This window comes from Pseudomonas sp. SCA2728.1_7, assembly GCF_018138145.1.
In the GTDB taxonomy this organism is placed as follows: domain Bacteria; phylum Pseudomonadota; class Gammaproteobacteria; order Pseudomonadales; family Pseudomonadaceae; genus Aquipseudomonas; species Aquipseudomonas koreensis_A.
Genome location: NZ_CP073104.1, coordinates 3,378,304 through 3,396,172, shown reverse-complemented (window position 1 = coordinate 3,396,172; position 17,869 = coordinate 3,378,304). Strand labels below are relative to the sequence as shown.

Below are 17,869 nucleotides of genomic sequence, written 5' to 3'. Positions count from 1 at the left end.
GGTGTCATGCAACTGTTATTTGTCTGACGCGACGCCTTCGCGAGCAGGCTCGCTCCCGCAGGGATGTTTGTCTGTTCGAAATGGCGCGTTGCCATTAGGCGCGTCTACACTCATTTGCATCAATGGAGGTAACGGCAAAGGAGTGCGCCATGTCGCCTCGTTCCCGATTCAATGGCCCGGTCCGTCAGCGCGGAGCGATAGGTCTGATGGCGGTACTGACCCTCGGACTGGCGCTGGTGTGCATGGTGCTGGTGGTCGACAGCGGTCGTTTGTACATGGAGCAACGTCGCCTGCAGCGGGTGGTTGATGTCGCGGCGCTGGAGGCCGTTTCCCGGGGTGGCGATTGCTTGCCCGGTGCCAGCGCAGCCCAATACGCGGCAGCCAGTGCGGCGCGCAACAATTTCACCGTGGCGCAGAATGTCACCACCCTTGTCGTAACCTGCGGCACCGTGCAAACCGGTGCCAACAACCTGCGCGGCTTCTCCGCCGACGCCACGAAGAAAGAAGCCATCAGCGTGGTCGCTACCCGCGTCGTGCCCACCAGTGTGGCCGCCGCGCTGTACGCGTTGGTTGCGCCGGGCGGCGTCACGCCGACCACTCGCCTCGGCGCCACAGCTGTCGGCGCTTCGGCGATTCTGCCGCCCCAGGCGCAATTGACCATCGGCACCACGCTGACCACCGTGGATGCCAGCAAGTCTGCGCTGCTCAACGCGATATGGGGAGGACTGCTCGGCGGCAACCTCAACCTCAGCGTCGCCGGATGGCAGGGGCTGGTGCAGACCAATATCAACCTGCTCGGTTATCTCAATCAGTTGGCCCTCGATGTCAACGTCGACGCCGGCAACTACACCCAGCTGCTGGCCAAGAACATCAAGATCGGCCAACTGCTCGACACCGCCATCACCGTGCTGACCAAGGGCGGTACCACAACCAGCATCGCGGTCGAGGGCCTGGTCGGACTGAAAGCCGTGGCCGGTAGCACCGAAGTGGCGCTCGGCAAATTGTTGCAACTGCAGACCGGCGCTACGTCGGCTGCGCTCAATGCCAATCTGCAGTTGTTCAAACTGCTCGAAGCCGTCGTGCAAGTGGCCAACAGTCAGAACGCACTCGCAGCGACGGTGCCGCTCAGTATTCCGGGGCTGGTCAACGGCTCGGTCAAAGTCAAAGTCATCCAGCCTCCGCAATTGTCGGCGGTGGGCAATCCGGTGCTGGCGAAGGCCGACCCGATGGGCGCCAATCGGATCTACGTGAAAACCGCGCAGGTGCGCACGTTGATCTCGCTGAATCTGCCCGTGCTGTCCGGCGTGGCCGGGCTGGCCAGCGCTATTACCAGTACGCCCTTGGTGGGCGGGCTGACGGACACCCTCAACAACCTTTTGCACCTGAACATTGCCGGCACGCTGAACTCGTTGTTCTGCACCTTGGGTGGCACGTGTGAGCGCACCAATCTGCAGATTCTGCCCACGTCTTCCATCGATATCTTGCTGGAGGCCGCTGCTGCCGACAGCCATGTCACCGATTTCAACTGCATCAGCGATGCGAGCAAAAGCCTGACCACCCAGACCAACTCCTCGCTGGTCAAACTCAAGGTCGGCAAGATCGACGCGAGCAACGCGTTTTCATCGGTGGCGGATGTCACGGTGCAGCCGCTGGCGTTGATTGATGTCGGCGTGATCACTTGCACCATTCCCCTGCTGGGCCTGGGTTCGGCGACCTGTGACCCGAACTCGCGCAAACCGTTTTACGGCGGCGGTCTCGGCGTGAGGGTCGACACCACGGTGGCCAGCACTCAGAACATCCATACCTACAACCAGCCGCCGGACATCAAGCAAACGCCGCAGACATACAGTTTTGGCACGCAAGGTGTGGTCAACAGCCTCAAAGGCACGTTGAGCGGGGTTCAGGTTCAGGCCTACAAACCTACCGGCTCCAGCCTGCTGGGCGGCTTGCTCACCACCACCGCCGATGTGCTGGCCGGCGTCAACAACACGCTGGGTGTGGTGATTGATAATCTGTTGAGCCCGGTGCTGGATCCGATACTGGATAATGTGCTCGCCGGCTTCGGCATCACCCTGAACCGGGTCGATGTCGGTGCCAACCTCAGTTGTCGACCGCCCGGACAACCGACGCTGGTGATCTAATAGCTCAGTGCAATCGGCAGCTCGATGCAGAACCGCGCACCCTCATCGCCATTGCGCACGCTCAGACGACCGCCCATGTTTTCGATGATGCCGTAGCTCACCGACAAGCCCAGACCGGTGCCGACGCCGACCGGTTTGGTGGTGAAGAACGGCTCGAAAATGCGTTCCAGCAGGCGCGGATCAATGCCCCCGCCGTTGTCCTCGACCCACAGGCGCACGACGTGTTCATCGCACTCGGCATGCACGGCGATCCACGGCTGGAAGTCGCGATCGGCTTCGCGCTTGCCGAGCAAGGCGTCGCGGGCGTTGACCATCAGGTTGATCAGCACCTGCTCGAGTTGATCGACGTAACCGCGCACCTCGACCTGAAAACCCGCCTCTTTGATTCGCAGCTCGACACCTTTGCCGCGCAGCCCTTCGGACAACAGCGACAACGTGCCTTCAATCGCCTCGAGCGGGTTGAACGGATGTTGTTCGATTTCCGAGCGGCGCCCGAACACGCGCATGTGATCCACCACCCGCGCAGCCCGTTGCACTTGCGCGTCGATGCGATTGAGCTTGTCGGTCAGATAATCGATCTGTACATCACCGTTGCCCAGGCGCTTGAGCACATTGACGATGGCCATGCGCATCACATTCAGCGGTTGATTGATTTCATGAGCCAGGCCCGTCGCCATTTCGCCGAGGGTGGCCATTTTTGCGCTCTGCGTCAGTTGTTGCTGGGAGCGCCGCACCTCGGTGTTGTCACGGCCCACCGCTTGCACTTCGACCAGGTGCCCCTGTGCATCGAACACGCCGCGATCCGACCAGACCCACCAGGCATGTTCGCGACCGGGCAGGCGCAGATTGATTTCGGCGGTGCTCACCGGCAGTTGCGGGGTCAATTGGCCGATGCGCAGGAGGAACGCTTCGCGCTGATCGTCGGACATCCAGCTGCCCAGATTGACCCCGGGCAATTGCTCCGGAGGGCATTCCAGATACGTCGCCAAAGGCCGGTTGCCGAAGGTCAGCGTCAGGTCCGGGCGATAGCGGCAGATCATCGCCGGTGAGTCTTCGACCAGAATCCGGTAGCGCTCTTCGCTCGCCTTGACCTGTTCGGCGGCGAGCGTGGCCTCGGTGACGTCCAGCCACAAGCCAACCGCTTCCACTGGCAGGCCGAGATCGTCGCGCAGCAGCCTGGCTTCATCGAGCAGCCAGTGGGCGTTGCCGTCGCGGTCGAGCACTCGATAACGCGTGCTCACCGAGCCTTCGCGCAGCAACTGGCGGGTGCGTTCGAAGTAGCGCGGGCGGTCTTCGGGGTGGACGTGTTCCACCAGTCGGCCATCGTCGCAGTCGCTGAGATTCCAGCCGAGCAACGGCTGCAGGCTGGCGCTGAAGAATGTCGGTTGCAGCGCACCTTCGACATAGCGCTGCACGTAGATCACGGCGGGTGAGCTGGCGATCAGGTTATCCAGCCGCGCATGGGCGGTCGCGGCCTGGTGCTGCTGATTCTTGATGTCGCTGATGTCGAGCATGAAACCGACTAACCGGCGTCCGGCGCCGATGCCCAGCGAGCGCCCTTGCAGGCGATACCACAACGGCAATGCTTGATCGCTGCCTTGCAGGCGCACGCACAACTCCAATGGGCTGCCTTCATCCTGCAGCGATTGCAGGCGACTGCGCAGTTCATCGCGGTCGGCGGGATGCACCCGATTGAACCAGTCCTGAATCGGCAGCCGCTGCGCCGCCAATCCCAGGCTGTCAGCGAGTGTCGGTGCCAATTGCATCTCGGCACGGTCGCTGCTGATTTCCCACCAACCGGTACCGAGCAGCGCTTGCAGCACATCCAGGCGCTCCAGTTGCTGATGGTGGCGATGCTCGCGCAGGCGTTCCAGTAACGGCGCGGCGACTGCCGCGGCCAGCAACAGCCAGTCGTGATCGTTCAGGTCCGGGGCCTGTTGCTGCGGGTTGTAAGCGGCGCACAGCAGCCATGCGGCCACGCCTTGGGCGTCGCGATAGGGCACGGCGAAGCCTTCGTTCGGGCCGAGCAAGGCGCTCAGGCGCGGTTGTTCGCCAGGTGACAGGCGTTGCGGCAACGCGCCGTTGAGACTGTCGAGACTTGTGCCCAGTGCTTGCTGGTCACGCCATACCTGCGGCGCATTCGGCGCCGCGTAATGTTGATGGATCTGCCAGCCCTGGCCCTGTTCGTCGAGCAATGCCACCGCCAGGCAGGGCATGTGCAAATGCTGACTCAGGCGTTGCAACTGTTCGCCCAGCACATCAGGCAGACGGGCTAGGCTGCCCAGGCGCAAGTGGTCGCGTACCTGCGTGGCCAACAACTGGCATTGCTCGCGGCTGCGTGTCTGCCGTCGTTCGCCGAGCAGGTCGCCGATGTCCAGCAATTGCAGCAACCAGCCATCGCCCTGTGCCTGCAGCCATCCGCGCAAATGCAACGGCGGACCGGCCAGGCTGAAAAAATCCAGGTCGAGCACTTGTCCCTGCCAGTCGGCGGGGCTGCCCTCGAGCGCAAGGCTGCTGTGCGCAAAGACGTATTCAAGCAGGTGCGCGGGGTGGCTGGCGGCCAGCCGCTGCGCGAGGACATGGCGCAGCGGCCCGCTCAAATGATTGACCTGGCCGGCGCCATCCAGATACAGCTGCAGGCCAACACTCGACACCTGAGTGCTGTCCAGCGGAGGGACGGTTTCCGGGTGGCGATTGAGCAGGCGACCGAACAGCTTGTCAGCGGAACTCAAAATTGCAGGCTCGACGAGGCGCGCAACGTCGCCGGCAGGCGCGGCACCGAACCGATACCCGGCAACACCAGAAACGGCAGTACCTGATTCAATTTACTGGTGGGGTAGTTGATGGTCACCGTCAGCACGCCGCCGACATAGGTGATGTTGCTGTCGGAGGCGGCGTTGAAGTTCAGCGCGCCCGGCAGCCAGGCCAGTTGCCGGTTTAGCTCGGCTCTGGCTGTGGCGGTGACAGCGGCGGGGTAATTGGCGGTGGCCGGATCAAGTGCAACGCTGCGGCGTACCGCCTCGGCCGTCGATTCATTGAATGACTGCATCAGCAACAGCGGCAGGCTGTAGCTGACCAGACCATAAAACACGGCAAAAAAAATGATGAACACCAAGGCGAATTCGATGGCGACGGCGCCTTTCTGCTTGCGGGGGAGGCCGGATTTCATGAGTGCGTCTACCCTGACATTCACTACGTAATATCAGCATAGAATCATTCAGCCAAAACGGACGTTTTTTACCGCATGCACAGCGTTGTCTTACTTATCTGGCTGACACTCTGCGCGGCGCAGGATGCCCGGCAGCGGCGTATCGGCAACAGCCTGACCCTTGGCGTTGGCGGGTTGGCGCTGGTGTACCTGCTGATTACCCGCAACACCTGGCTCGGTGCCGACATGGCGCAGGCGGGGTGGGCGTTGCTGCTAGCCCTGGCGCTGACTCTTCCCGGATATATCCTGAAACGTTTTGGCGCCGGCGATGTGAAACTAATGACAGCCTTGGCCCTTGCGACGAACGGCACTGTGCTGCTCGGCGCGTTTATCGGCGCGGCCGTGTCCAGCGTCATCTGGCTCCTGCTGGCGCCAAAACTCTGGCCGCATATGGGTCAAGGGCTTAGAGAACATCTTCGATATCTGGCGCCAACCCTGTCAAAAAAGCTGCCATTTGCGCCGTTCGTGCTGATCGGCACAATCCTGACGCTGTATTGGATCCATTAGTCGCGCGGCGGCACTACTGCTATGTACATAGTAGGAAAGTGGGTCTACTTTCAAATCAACGTTATACAGCCTCGCGCTGTCAGTACAGGAACGGTCAGCCTTTGACCTGGGCATGGAGTGGCAAGTGAACAAGCTTACGTCTGCGATAAAGGTTCTGGTGGTCGACGATCAGCCGCTGATCGTCGAGGAACTCTGCGAGTTCATCGAAAGCAGCGGCTACCACTGCGTGCCTTGCGAATCGAGCAAGCAGGCGATCGAGCAGTTCGTCGAAGATCCTGCCATCGGCCTGGTGCTGTGTGACCTGCATATGCCGGACATGGACGGCATTCAACTGGTGCAGGAACTGCAGCGGCTGTCCGGCAAACATCGGGTATTCGAAGCCATCATGCTGACCGGGCGTGCCGACAAGCAGGACGTGATCAAGGCCTTGCGCGCCGGGATCGCCGACTACTACCAGAAGCCGATCGACCTGGATGAACTGCTTGAAGGTCTGCAGCGCCAGGAAGCGGCCTTGCAAGAACGGCAGAAGACCCTGCATCTGGGGCATCTGAATCAGAAGCTGCAATACCTCTCCGAGTCGATCGATGACCTTTACCACGACCTCGATAAAGTACGCCGTGCTCCCGCGCCCGTGAGTGACGAAGCGCCGGGTGATGGCGAAGGTGTGGAGATACCGGCGATTTTCAATCAGCTGTCGCCACGCCAGCTCGATGTCGCCCGGTTGGTGGGCAAGGGCCAGACCAACTATCAGATCGCGTGTGAGTTGGGCATTACCGAGAACACGGTGAAGCTCTATGTCTCGCAAGTGCTGCGTCTGACGCACATGCATAACCGCACCCAATTGGCGCTGGCGTTGTCACCTGGCAATTCGGGACGGCAACGGGTCACCGCGCACTGACGGCGACTGCATGACCCCGGCACCGACCGGGGTCATTGACCTTGAACAAGATTGAGCTTGGGCTTGGGAAACAGGTTGTCCAGGGTTTCCAGCAAACGTACGTGATAGATCGGTTTGCGGAACAGGTCCAGCACCTGCAGGCGCAGCATATCGCTGACATCCTCCATGTCGGCATGCCCGGACGTGACGATCACTGGCAAGTGCTGACGCGAAGTGTGTTCACGCAGACGCTTGATCAGCGACATGCCGCTTTCTTCCGGCATGCGCAAATCGGTGATCACCAAGGCGATATCGGGATGCCGGGTCAGGTGATGCAAAGCGAGTTTTACCGACGTCGCGGTGTGGCAGGTGAAGCCTTCGCCCTCCAGCAACTCCGCCAGCTCCAGCAGTGCGTCCTCCTCATCGTCGACGAGGAGCAACTGCTGGCGCGAAGTGAGTGAAGAGTTCATGGGCAACACCTGCAATGGACTGAGTGCTGACGGTAGAACCCAATGGCCGCATTGACAAGTCATCGGTCCGATCAGGGTGCCGGGGTCAGTGCGGTCTGAATCGCGGTCAGGATCGAGTTGACTTGAGTGCCGATGCCGTTACCGAAGGTGGCAACCACCAGCGCCACCAGGCCGACCACCAGCGCATATTCGATCGCTGAGGCGCCTTCGGTGTCTTTGGCCAAACCTTTGAAGAACGCGATCTCGGCTTTGATTTTTGCAACAACGCGGGAATACGACATGAGGATTCTCCTTGAGCACGCCAGGTGTTGCGCGTTCGCAACATGATTTCCCTGTGCCAGCATCAGCATTGTCGGCATTCCTCGCCCCTACAACTGTAAGAACGGATTAACACCTAAGTAGTAGTCGGCCGATTAACGGCAAAAAACCACGTTTGGCGCTTTAGGCCTCTACTTTCGTTGGATATTTCCACCTTCGTAATGGCGTTTTGTTCGGCCTGCGCTACCGTCAAATAGCGAAATAGTTACTTGTTCATAGCTGCCTGATTGCGAAGTTATCTCGTTGGAAGCCACGGGTCATTGCATGAGAGACAAAGCGCAGCGGGAAAGGGAGAGCCGTCATGAACAGTCGCGTCACTTTGGGTCTGGCCGGGTTGTTCCTGGTGGGCGCCATCATCGCCGGATATTGGGGACTCTCATTGAGCCGGCCGCCAGTGACCGAACCGGTTGCTGCACCCGTCGCGGCGCCTGTCGTTGCGCCTGCTGTCCAGACTGAACCTGTGGAAGACCCCACGCGGCAACCCGTCGTCGTGCTGCTGCGCGATATTGCGCCATTCGTGAAAATCACCGCAGCTGACGTTGCCGTGGAAAAACTGCGCACAGCGCCCGCCGGCAGTCTGGGCAAAATCGAACAGGTGGTCGGCCGGACGCCGTGGCGGCCGTTGAGCGCCGGCAGTTGGCTGAATGATGAAAGCTTCGAGCCGGGCAGCCAACTGGCGCGCATGATCCGCCCCGGTGAGCGGGCTCTGGCTGTGGCCGTGGATGAAGTGATCACTGCTGGCGGGCAGTTGGCGCCCGGCGATTACGTCGATGTGCTGCTGTTTTTGCGCAGGGATGAAAGCAATCCGCAGGCCTCGGCGCAACTGGTGGTGCCGGCCGTGCGCGTGCTCGGTGTCGGCAGTCAGATGGGCCTGACCAACGATGGTCAACCTGCCGGCCCGGCGCGCAGTGACGACGAACGCCTGAAGCAGGAACAACAACGCATGGCCGCGCGCAGCGTGGTGCTGGCGGTGCCTGAAACGTTGCTCAGCCGCTTGATGCTGGCGTCGGGTGCCGGTGTCTTGCGCCTCGCGGTGCGCAGCGCCGATGAGCAGCAACTGAGCAAGTACTGGTCCGGCGAAAACGATGCCGCCACACGCCTCGACACGCCGCGGCGAGAGCTACTGGAATTCAACCAATTGTCCCTGGCGGCGCCTCCCAGACCGATGGCCGTGGCCGGTCAACCGGCTGCGCGCAAACCCGCCGTGGAAGTCATCCGCGGTGTCGAAAACGCTCAACCCACTCCCTGATTCGAGCAAGGACGCCTTTACATGCGCACACGCTTTACGCCCCTGTTCAACGGCTTGCTGCGAGCCTCGCTGCTGAGCGTCGCCTCGATCGGCAGCGCCGTCGCCGCTGCAGGCAACTGCGCGGCGCTCGGCCCGCTGCCCGCGACGCTCGAAGTCGGTGAAGGCTTGCAACAGGCACTGCAATCCCCCGTGGCGATCACCCGGGTGGCGGTGGGCGACCCGAAAATTGCCGACGTGCGTGTGACCGGCGATCAGGGCATTCTGCTCACCGGCGTTGCGCCCGGCGCCACTACGCTGATGATCTGGAGTGCCTGCGCAAGCACCCCGCGCCAGAGCATGGTGTTCGTGCAAGGCAAGGCGAGTGCGGCGATGACGGCCGTTGCGCTGCCGGCGACGGGTGATCCGGCTTTGCCTTCGCAAGTGCAGACCGACATCCGCTTCGTCGAAGTCAGCCGGACCAAACTGAAAGAGGCCGGCACTTCGATTTACGGCAAGGGCTCGAACAATTTCCTGATCGGCGCTCCCGGTACGGTGCCAGGCATCGGTGTCAGGCCCGGTACAGTGCCGATCATTGCGCCGAATATCCCGTTGGCCAACGACATGTTCAACATCGTCTGGGGCGGTGGCAGCAGCAAATTCCTCGGCATTGTCAACGCGCTGGAGGGCAGCGGATTCGCCTATACATTGGCGCGGCCGAGCCTGGTGGCGTTGAGCGGGCAAAGCGCAAGCTTCCTGGCCGGTGGTGAAATCCCGATCCCGGTGCCCAGCGCCAACAGCAACAGCTATTCCATCGAGTACAAGGAGTTCGGCATCCGTCTGACCTTGACCCCGACGGTGGTCAGCAACGACCGCATCGCCCTCAAAGTCGCTCCGGAAGTCAGCGAGCTGGACTACAACAATGGCGTGACCATCGGCGGCACCACGGTGCCGGCGTTCAACATTCGCCGCACCGACACCAGCATCTCCCTGGCAGACGGTGAAAGCTTTGTCATCAGCGGTTTGATCAGCACCCGCAATGCCTCTGAAGTGAACAAATTCCCCGGTCTTGGCGACATCCCGGTGCTCGGTGCGTTCTTTCGCAATTCATCGATCAATCGCGAAGAGCGTGAACTGCTGATGATCGTCACCCCGCACCTGGTGCAGCCACTGGCGGCCAATGCGCCGCTGCCGTCGCTGCCAGGGGAAAAACTGCGCAACTACGACCCGAACTGGTATCGCCTGTACTTCCTCGAAAACGGCAACTTCGATAAACGCAGTGGGTTATCGCAATGAGCCAGAGCCTCAGTCAGACCTTCCTCGCCATCACCCGCAACGACACCGATCTTGAGTGGCTGCAAGGTGCGCTGGCGCCCCTCGGCCAAGTGGTCAGCGCCGGTGGCGGCAGCCTTGACGAGTTGCTGGCGCTGGTCGACGTAACCTTCGCCAGCCTGGTGTTCGTGGGGCTTGATCGCGATCATCTGGTCGCGCAAAGCGCCTTGATCGAGGGTGTACTGGAAGCCAAGCCGATGCTCGCCATCGTCGCCCTCGGCGACGGTATGGATAATCAGTTGGTACTTAACGCCATGCGCGCTGGCGCTCGGGATTTCGTCGCCTACGGCTCGCGTTCCAGTGAGGTCGCCGGGCTGGTGCGGCGCTTGAGCAAACGCCTACCGCCGGTGACACCGAATGCCCAACTCGGCGGATTGACCGTGCTCTACGGGGTGCAAAGCAACGCCGACGGCGCGCTGCTCGCCAACCACATGGCGCTGGTGGTGCAGAAGAGCGGCCAGCAAACCTTGCTGCTGGATCTGGGCTTGCCGCGCGGCGACAGCCTGGCCCTGCTCGGGCTTGAGAGCTCGTTCCACTTCGGCGATGCATTGCGCCACTTGCGGCGACTCGACGCGACCCTGATCGACAGTGCTTTCACCAGCGCCGAAGCGGGTCTGCGCATTCTCGCTTACGCCGCTGGCGACGAGCCGCTGGAGCGCACCAGCGCTGCCGAGTTGTACATGTTGCTCAGCGCCTTGCGCCAACACTTCCAGCACATTGTCGTCAACCTTACCGGCCAGCCCGACAGTGAAGCGCTGCGCACCTTCGTCAGTCATTGCGACAAGCTATTGTGGTACACCGACCAGAACGTGCTCGACTGCCGTCGCAACCTCGCCGTGCTCAATCTGTGGCGCGAAAAAGGCATGAAACTCGATCACGGCCGGCTGCTGGTGGATCGCTATCTGCGCAACGTCACACCGGACTCCGACACCCTCGGCAAGACCTTCGGCCTGGAGGTGATCGCCGTGCTCGCCTACAGCCCCGAGATTCGCCTCAACGCCAAGAACCAGGGCGTCACCCTCTTCGAGCTGGCCCCGCGTGAAGCCATCAGCCAGAGCTTGCGCACCCTCGGCGAACGCCTGGCGAAACGCTCCGAAGGCCTGGCCAAACCCAAGGCCAGCTGGTTCGATCGCTTGCGAGGCACATCATGAGCAGCGAGCAACTGTTCGGCGGGCCGCAACGTCATGCCGCCGGCAATACTGACCACGACGGTTTGAAACTGGTGTTGCACCGCTACATCATCGACGCCATCGAAGAGTCCGGGAAAAACCTGCTGGAGGGTTCGCGGCAGGTGCTTTCGCAGTTCGTCATCGACAAGGTCGCCGAGTACATCGCGCGCCTGCACCTGGCGATTTCCCGTTACGAGATGGAGCGTCTGGCGGAAGAAATCGTTGATGAGCTGACCGGCTTCGGTCCGCTGGAAGTGTTGCTGCGCGACAATGCGGTCACCGAGATTCTGGTCAACGGCCCGCACCGGGTATTCATCGAGCGCGAGGGCGTGCTGCATCTGAGCGACTTGCGCTTTATCGATGCGCATCACGTCGAACGGGTCATGCAGCGCATTCTTGCACCGCTCGGGCGGCGTCTCGACGAGTCATCGCCGATGGTCGATGCGCGCCTGCCGGATGGCAGCCGGGTCAACGCGATCATCCCGCCGATTGCCCTCGACGGGCCGTGCCTGTCGATTCGCAAATTCCGCAAGGACATGCTCAAGAGCACTGACCTGATGGCGATGCAAACCATCGATCAGGCGATTTACGACTTCATCCAGGAAGCGGTGGGCAAGCGCTGCAACATCCTTATCAGTGGCGGCACCGGCACCGGTAAAACCACCTTGCTGAACATCCTCAGTCAGTTGATCGATCCTCACGAACGCCTCGTCACCATCGAAGACGTTGCCGAGTTGCAACTCGGCCACCCGCACGTGGTGCGCCTGGAAACCCGCCCGCCGAACGCCGAGGGCCATGGCGAGGTCAAGGCCAGCGACTTGATCCGCAACGCCCTGCGCATGCGTCCGGACCGGATCATCCTCGGTGAGATTCGCGGGGTCGAAGTGGTCGACGTGCTGACGGCGATGAACACCGGTCACGATGGCTCGATGAGCACCGTACACGCCAACAACGCCCAGGACGCCTTGTTGCGTCTGGAAACCCTGGTTGGCCTGACCGGCCGCACCATCGCCGAACGCACCCTGCGGCAGATGATCTGTGCGGCGCTGGATGTGGTCATTCAACTGACACGCATGCCAGACGGGCGCCGCTGTGTCAGCGAAGTGGTGGAAGTGGTGGGCGTGCGCGATGACGTCTACGTCACCAACACCCTGTTTCGCCTTGATCGGCGCAGCGGCTTCGGTTTTCTGCGCGAAGCGCTCAACCCGGCGGGCGACAAGTTGCGCCGCGAACCGACGCTTGCGCACTGAGGGCCACGGCATGCTCAAACCGCTGTTGCTGATCGTGATTTGCCTGACCTTGCTCGGGCTGTCACTGCGCCTGTTCTACAACGGCTTGCGTCAGAGCGGCGCCGAGCGCGTGCTTGATCGGCTCAATCAGGGGCAACCGCAAATGACCGCACCGGCGTCGCGCTGGGCGGGGCTGGAACGGGCCTTTTTACGCGCAGGACTGGGCCGGCCGACAGACCGTCTCGGTCTCTGGTTGCTGCTGTGGGCGTTGGGGATGTTGCTGGGTTTCGCCCTGCTCGGATGGATCGGTTTGCTCGTGTTGCTGATGGTGCCGCCGCTGGCCATGCGCGGCTATGTCAGTTGGCGTTACCAGCGCCGTTTGCGGCGCATGATCGAGCAATTGCCGCCGTTGCTCGACCACACCGTGCGCAGTCTGAAGTCCGGGCGCACCCTCGCCGACGCGGTGCTCGGCGCCATTGAAGCCAGTGACAATCCGCTGCAAGACGCGATGGGGCGGATCCAGCGCAACGTCCAGTTGGGTGTGAGCCTGCCGGACGCCGCATCGGATCTGGCTGAGCTTTATGAGCGCGATGAGTTTCGCCTGTTCGCCCTCGGTCTCAAGGTCAATCATCGCTATGGCGGCAACGCCAGCGAGCTGCTGGAAAACCTGATCAAGATGATTCGCGAGCGCGACCAGGCCTCGCGGCAGTTACGTGCCATGACCGGTGAAACGCGCCTGACTGCGTGGGTACTGGGCCTGCTACCGATCATCATGGCCGGGTACTTCCTGATGGCCAATCCGGTTTATCTGGTCGCCATGTGGCACGACCCGTCAGGGCAGCGCATGCTGGCCACGGCGTTCGGCATGCAGGTGGTCGGCAGTCTTTTACTCTGGCGGATGTTGCGCAGCCTATGACGACGCCCCTGATGATCAGCGCCTTGCTGTTGCTTGGCGCGGCACTGTTACTGCTCAGCAGCCTGTTCGAACAGCGCCGCCGTGCCCGCCAGATCAGCCGTCGACTGGAAGGTGACCTGCTGCGGCAAAACCGTTTCGGCAACCTCCTGCAAGTGTTGGGTGACAGCAAAGTCGGCCAGCACAGCGTCAAACTCGATAACGAAACCCAGGCCCTGCTCAACCGCCTCGGATGGCGCAGCGCCCGTCAGCGTTCGTTGTTCGCCGCCTGCCAGATCGGCGCGCCGCTATTGCTGTTGGCGCTGACGTTGCTGGTGCAATCGGTGTTTTTTCCCGCCGTGGAAAGGCAGTGGATCGCGCCGCTGTTTGCTCTCGGCGTCGGTTACTTGTTGCCCAAGCGGCTGCTGGTGATTGCGGTCGGCCGGCGGCAGAAACAACTGGCGACCGAGATTGGCACCTTCATTCCGCTGCTGCGCATCCTCTTCGAATCCGGCATGGCCGTGGAGCAGGCACTGCGGGTGCTCAGTCACGAAGGCCAGGCCTTGCTGCCGGTGCTGACCCAGGAACTGCGGCTGGTACTGGCGCGGGTCGACTCCGGCCTCGAGTTGGGTGAAGAACTTAACAAGGCCACGCAATTGCTGGCGGTGGATGAGTTCACCGACACCTGCGTGATCCTCCAGCAATTGCTGTATCAGGGGGGCGGTGCGATGAAGTCGCTGCTGTCGCTCAAGCAATTGCTCGATGACCGGCGCCTGACGCGCCTGCAGGAATACATCTCGAAGATGTCCGCAAAAATGTCCGTCGTGATGATGTTGTTTCTCTTCCCGGCGTTATTGATTGTCCTCGCCGGCCCGGGCTTCACCGCCCTGGCGAAAGCGTTGGGTGCCTGAAGGAGTGGTAATGAAAGCAATGATTGCGGGTGCATGTCTTCTGTTGCTCGGTGGCTGTGCCAACACCGGGCAGAACCCTTGGGAGGCGCTGACCAGCAGCGCCAGTTGCGGCAAATTGAGTTCCGATCAGCAGTTGTCGCTGAACCTCGCCGATGACATGGCCAATGACGGCAAGCTGCACGCCAGCCTGGCCAACCTGCAAAGCCTGCCGGATAACCTCGCCGATGTGCGTTTGCGCAAGGCCAAGGTCTACCGATTGCTCGGCCGCAGCGAGGCCGAACCGTTGTATCGCAGCTTGCTCGGCACCTGCCTGGCCGCCGAGGCCGAGCATGGTCTGGGCCAGCTCGCCGCCGCCAGATCCGACTACGGTCAGGCTCAGGCGCACCTGCAACGCGCGGCACGACTGGCCCCCACCGACGAAAAAATCCGCAACGATCTGGGCGTGGTGTACCTCAACCAGTTGCGCATCGAAGACGCCCGGTTCGAATTCCTCACCGCCATGGAACTCAAGCAAAGCGATCAACTGGCGGCGCTCAATCTGGTGACGCTGTTGCTGTATCAGGATGACTGGAACCGCGCAGCCGAACTGGTCAGCCGTCTCGGCTTGAGTCCGGCGCAATTCAGCGAGGCGCAGAGCCGCGCGGAAAAACTCAAAGTGCCGGGCCGCTCCACCGCTGCCATCACGGCGATGCTCAAATAAGGAGAATTGCGATGAAAGCCACGCTGCTTTGCCTCGGCCTGCTGGCCTTGCCGCTCGCCAGCCACGCCATCGACGCCGGCCCGGCCTCGGCCCAGCAACAGGAAACCGAAGGCTGGCTGCAACTGCAGGCGCGCAACAAAGTGGCCTCGCCGAAGATCCAGACCGTCACGCCCGCGGAACGCGAGGAGGCCATGCAGCGCTGGCTGAAAAGCTACCAGCATGAGATCCCGCAGTTTTTCGATCAGGAGCAGGGGGGTAAGGTCGACAGTGGCTCGGGAGGCGGTGGCTGAGCCCTTCCGTCGGGGTATCTGAAAATTGACGCCATCTCGTTGACTTTTCGATGGTGTCGAAATGATGGCTCGTGTAAATTTCCCCGCGCTCAGGCCAGGCAATCTGGCGGGCCGGTAGGGATGCCTGAACGAATATGTGAACCCTGCTGAAACTGTTTTTCATGTTTTGGAAGGGACTTTCCTTTGAATACCGCTCGCTTGCGCCATTCGTTACTGGCGCTGTCTATTGCTGCCGCCACCCTGCATGCCGGCTGCGCCGCTGCCGATTACCATTTCGACATCAGCAGCGCGCCGTTAAACAGCAACCTGCTGAACACGACCAATCTGGTCGACGTACATGGCAACTTGAACGCCACGCCGGTGGCCGCGCCCGGGCTGACTTACGGTGCACAGTTCATGGGGCTCAGAGCGCGGCAGTTGCGCAACAACGACAGCATCCGCATCGAAGGGGCTACGAATGGCGTGGGGTTCAACATCGGCGCCTCCGGTGCAGTGGCGACCAACATTACGCTGGGCTTGATCAACAGCGGCTCGATTGCGGTCCACGGGTTGACGGGGAGCGGAAGCTCCACGGGGATTTCCGATGTGGGCAGCACACTCGGTAGCTCCGTTATGAACGATGGCAGCATCAATGTCAGTGGCAGCAATGCCAGCGGCGTGATGCTGGTCCATACCAATACGAGCGGATTCAACAACAGCGGCACGGGCACCATCAATGTCAGCGGTACGGATGCCGTCGGGGTGTTGCTCGACGGTGTCACTGTCCAGAGCGCGATGAGCAACTACGGCACCATTCGCGCCACTGGCAGCAATGCCGAGGCGCTCACGCTGGAGGGGGTCAGCTTCACTCGTTCGCCGAGCCAGAGTCTCACCATGCTGTACAACAACGGCACGATTTCCGGCGAGTCCATCGGTGTGCACGTGAGTGATCAGGTGGTGGGTGGCAATCCCTTCAGGATCTACCAGTTATACGGCCTGATCGAAGGCGGCACAGCGGCCGTTCAGGTGGATGACGGCGAGAGTTATTTCGACTTCGTGGGCGGCACCGTCAAGGGCGATCTGCTGGGGCTGTCCGGGGTGAAAATCGATGGCGATGCGATCTTTGACGGTTCGCTCATCAAGTCCGGTTACGTCACGATCCAGGAAGGCACGCTGACCCTGGTGCGCCCACACACCACCATCATGGGCGACTTCGACATGGAGGAAGCCAATTCGGTGCTGGAGATGTACCTGGGCAACGACACCCATCCAGCGCTGCCGGTGTTGAAGGTCACTGGCACCACCGATATCGCCCCGGGCGCGCAACTGCGTTTGCTGGCGCGCTCCAGTGATTTCCGCGTCACGCCCGGCGGCACGCGCTACACCTTGATCAGCTCGGGCAATCTGCTCGGTGGCAGCAACCTGACCGTGACCTCTTCTTCTGCCTTGCTCGATGTGAAGAGCTTCGGCGTACAAGGCAATGACATCACCACGGTAGTGACGGCCAAGTCCGACCAGACGCTGGCCGACAACACCCTGGCGGTCGGTGGCAGTCAGAATGCGGCGACGTCTGTAGGGCGCGTGTCGGCTGTGATGTCGCGTATCGACGAGCAGGATCCGCTGTTCCAGGCCTTCGCCAATACCGGCACCGATGTCGAACTGGCGCGCCTGTCCGAATCGCTCAGCCCGGACGTCAGCCGCGGCGTGCTGCGCGCGGCCACCAACAGTCAGACGCTGGTGTCGGGTGTGATCACTGAGCGTTCCAGCCGTGCGCGCCACGCCAGCGGTTCGACCGACAAAGGCGTATGGCTGCAAGCCTTGAGCAGCGATGCCAATCAGGACGAGCGCCGCGGCGTTGCCGGCTATGATGCCGACAGCCACGGGATTGCCGTGGGCGCCGATGGTCAATTGAACGCCGACACCACGCTGGGTCTGGCCTACAGCTACCTTGATACCGACGTGAAATCCGACCTCGGCAGCAAAACCAAAGTCACCGGCCACGCTCTGACGGCCTACAGCAACTGGACGCATGACAACTGGTTCGTCGACACCTCGCTGATGTACGGCTGGAATGACAACGAGTCCAAGCGCTACATCGCCGGCACACGCGCCAAGGGCGATTACGACAGCAATGTATTTGGCGTCTCGGCGCTGGCCGGTTACACCGTACAGTGGATGCCCGAGGTGGTGCTGGAGCCGCAGGTCGGTGCGCGTTACGCCAACGTGGGCATGGATTCCTATCGCGAGAAGGGCAGTTCGGCAGCGCTGAACGTCGGCAGCCAGCGTTACGAAGTCGGTGAGTTGGGTTTCGGTGCGCGCCTGGCCGCAGATTTTGCGCTCGGCACCGGCAGTCTCGAACCTGAGGCGAAAGTCATGGCCTGGCATGACGTGATTGGCGACAAAGTGACGACTTCATCATCGTTCGTACTCGGCGGCGACTCATTCACCAGCCGCGGCACCACGCCGGTGCGCGACAGCTATGAACTGGGCCTGGGCGCCAACTACCGGATGGGTGCGTGGAGTGTCGGCGGTTCGTACAACTACGTGACAGCCAGCGGCTTCAATGCTGACGGTTTTACCGCGAAGGTGCGTTACGCGTTCTGATCCGCACCACGCAAAAC

The 17,869-nt window shown here is 61.7% G+C and carries 16 protein-coding genes; 12 read left to right on the top strand and 4 right to left on the bottom strand.

The features are described from left to right. The first annotated feature begins 149 nt into the window (after nt 1-149). Nucleotides 150-2,141 carry a pilus assembly protein TadG-related protein gene (locus KBP52_RS15225; protein ID WP_212620481.1) on the top strand — a complete coding sequence of 664 codons (1,992 nt, stop codon included), beginning with the start codon at nt 150-152 and terminating at the stop codon, nt 2,139-2,141. Here KBP52_RS15225 and KBP52_RS15220 read toward each other — a convergent pair. Both KBP52_RS15220 and KBP52_RS15215 read right to left on the bottom strand, forming a co-directional pair. After that, the gene (locus tag KBP52_RS15220; protein ID WP_212623077.1) at nt 2,138-4,873 is read right to left on the bottom strand and encodes an ATP-binding protein; all 2,736 of its coding nucleotides are present in this window, start codon (nt 4,871-4,873) and stop codon (nt 2,138-2,140) included. The genes KBP52_RS15225 and KBP52_RS15220 overlap by 4 nt on opposite strands. Beyond that, the gene (locus KBP52_RS15215) at nt 4,870-5,310 is read right to left on the bottom strand and encodes a TadE/TadG family type IV pilus assembly protein (RefSeq protein ID WP_212623076.1); all 441 of its coding nucleotides are present in this window, start codon (nt 5,308-5,310) and stop codon (nt 4,870-4,872) included. The genes KBP52_RS15220 and KBP52_RS15215 overlap by 4 nt, the downstream gene beginning before the upstream one ends. Nucleotides 5,311-5,385: 75 nt before the next feature. Between KBP52_RS15215 and KBP52_RS15210 the strand changes: the two genes are divergently transcribed. Together KBP52_RS15210 and KBP52_RS15205 are read left to right on the top strand one after the other, a co-directional pair. Then, nucleotides 5,386-5,856 carry a prepilin peptidase gene (locus tag KBP52_RS15210; RefSeq protein WP_212623075.1) on the top strand — a complete coding sequence of 157 codons (471 nt, stop codon included), beginning with the start codon at nt 5,386-5,388 and terminating at the stop codon, nt 5,854-5,856. Nucleotides 5,857-5,980: 124 nt separating this feature from the next. Then, nucleotides 5,981-6,754: a response regulator transcription factor gene (locus KBP52_RS15205; protein ID WP_077571436.1), complete on the top strand. Its 774-nt coding sequence runs from the start codon at nt 5,981-5,983 to the stop codon at nt 6,752-6,754. Between the two features lie 32 nt (nt 6,755-6,786). On the opposite strand, the gene KBP52_RS15200 is transcribed toward KBP52_RS15205, so the two are convergent. Together KBP52_RS15200 and KBP52_RS15195 are read right to left on the bottom strand one after the other, a co-directional pair. Beyond that, nucleotides 6,787-7,203: a response regulator gene (locus KBP52_RS15200; protein WP_077570810.1), complete on the bottom strand. Its 417-nt coding sequence runs from the start codon at nt 7,201-7,203 to the stop codon at nt 6,787-6,789. A 71-nt stretch (nt 7,204-7,274) separates the two neighbouring features. Continuing rightward, on the bottom strand, nt 7,275-7,484 hold the full coding sequence (locus KBP52_RS15195; RefSeq protein WP_077570812.1) for a Flp family type IVb pilin: 210 nt from the start codon (nt 7,482-7,484) through the stop codon (nt 7,275-7,277). Nucleotides 7,485-7,822: 338 nt separating this feature from the next. On the opposite strand from KBP52_RS15195, the gene cpaB reads away from it, so the two are divergent. The 9 genes from cpaB to KBP52_RS15150 all read left to right on the top strand — a co-directional run bounded on the left by cpaB (nt 7,823) and on the right by KBP52_RS15150 (nt 17,852). Then, nucleotides 7,823-8,770, top strand: coding sequence for a Flp pilus assembly protein CpaB (cpaB, locus tag KBP52_RS15190; protein ID WP_077570814.1), 948 nt, complete (start codon nt 7,823-7,825; stop codon nt 8,768-8,770). A gap of 21 nt (nt 8,771-8,791) precedes the next feature. Then, on the top strand, nt 8,792-10,042 hold the full coding sequence (locus KBP52_RS15185) for a type II and III secretion system protein family protein (RefSeq protein WP_077570816.1): 1,251 nt from the start codon (nt 8,792-8,794) through the stop codon (nt 10,040-10,042). Then, the gene (locus KBP52_RS15180; RefSeq protein WP_077570818.1) at nt 10,039-11,229 is read left to right on the top strand and encodes a pilus assembly protein; all 1,191 of its coding nucleotides are present in this window, start codon (nt 10,039-10,041) and stop codon (nt 11,227-11,229) included. Before KBP52_RS15185 ends, KBP52_RS15180 begins: the two co-directional genes overlap by 4 nt. Continuing rightward, nucleotides 11,226-12,497, top strand: coding sequence for a CpaF family protein (locus tag KBP52_RS15175; protein ID WP_077570820.1), 1,272 nt, complete (start codon nt 11,226-11,228; stop codon nt 12,495-12,497). The genes KBP52_RS15180 and KBP52_RS15175 overlap by 4 nt, the downstream gene beginning before the upstream one ends. 10 nt (nt 12,498-12,507) lie before the next feature. Then, nucleotides 12,508-13,392, top strand: a complete 885-nt coding sequence (locus KBP52_RS15170) for a type II secretion system F family protein (protein WP_077570822.1) — start codon at nt 12,508-12,510, stop codon at nt 13,390-13,392. Beyond that, nucleotides 13,389-14,279 carry a type II secretion system F family protein gene (locus KBP52_RS15165; protein WP_077570824.1) on the top strand — a complete coding sequence of 297 codons (891 nt, stop codon included), beginning with the start codon at nt 13,389-13,391 and terminating at the stop codon, nt 14,277-14,279. Before KBP52_RS15170 ends, KBP52_RS15165 begins: the two co-directional genes overlap by 4 nt. Before the next feature lie 10 nt (nt 14,280-14,289). Continuing rightward, on the top strand, nt 14,290-14,979 hold the full coding sequence (locus tag KBP52_RS15160; protein ID WP_212623073.1) for a tetratricopeptide repeat protein: 690 nt from the start codon (nt 14,290-14,292) through the stop codon (nt 14,977-14,979). Between the two features lie 11 nt (nt 14,980-14,990). Further along, entirely contained in the window at nt 14,991-15,269 is a 279-nt protein-coding gene (locus KBP52_RS15155) for a DUF3613 domain-containing protein (RefSeq protein WP_212623072.1), read from the top strand. A gap of 183 nt (nt 15,270-15,452) precedes the next feature. Further along, on the top strand, nt 15,453-17,852 hold the full coding sequence (locus KBP52_RS15150; protein ID WP_212623071.1) for an autotransporter outer membrane beta-barrel domain-containing protein: 2,400 nt from the start codon (nt 15,453-15,455) through the stop codon (nt 17,850-17,852). Nucleotides 17,853-17,869 lie beyond the last annotated feature (17 nt).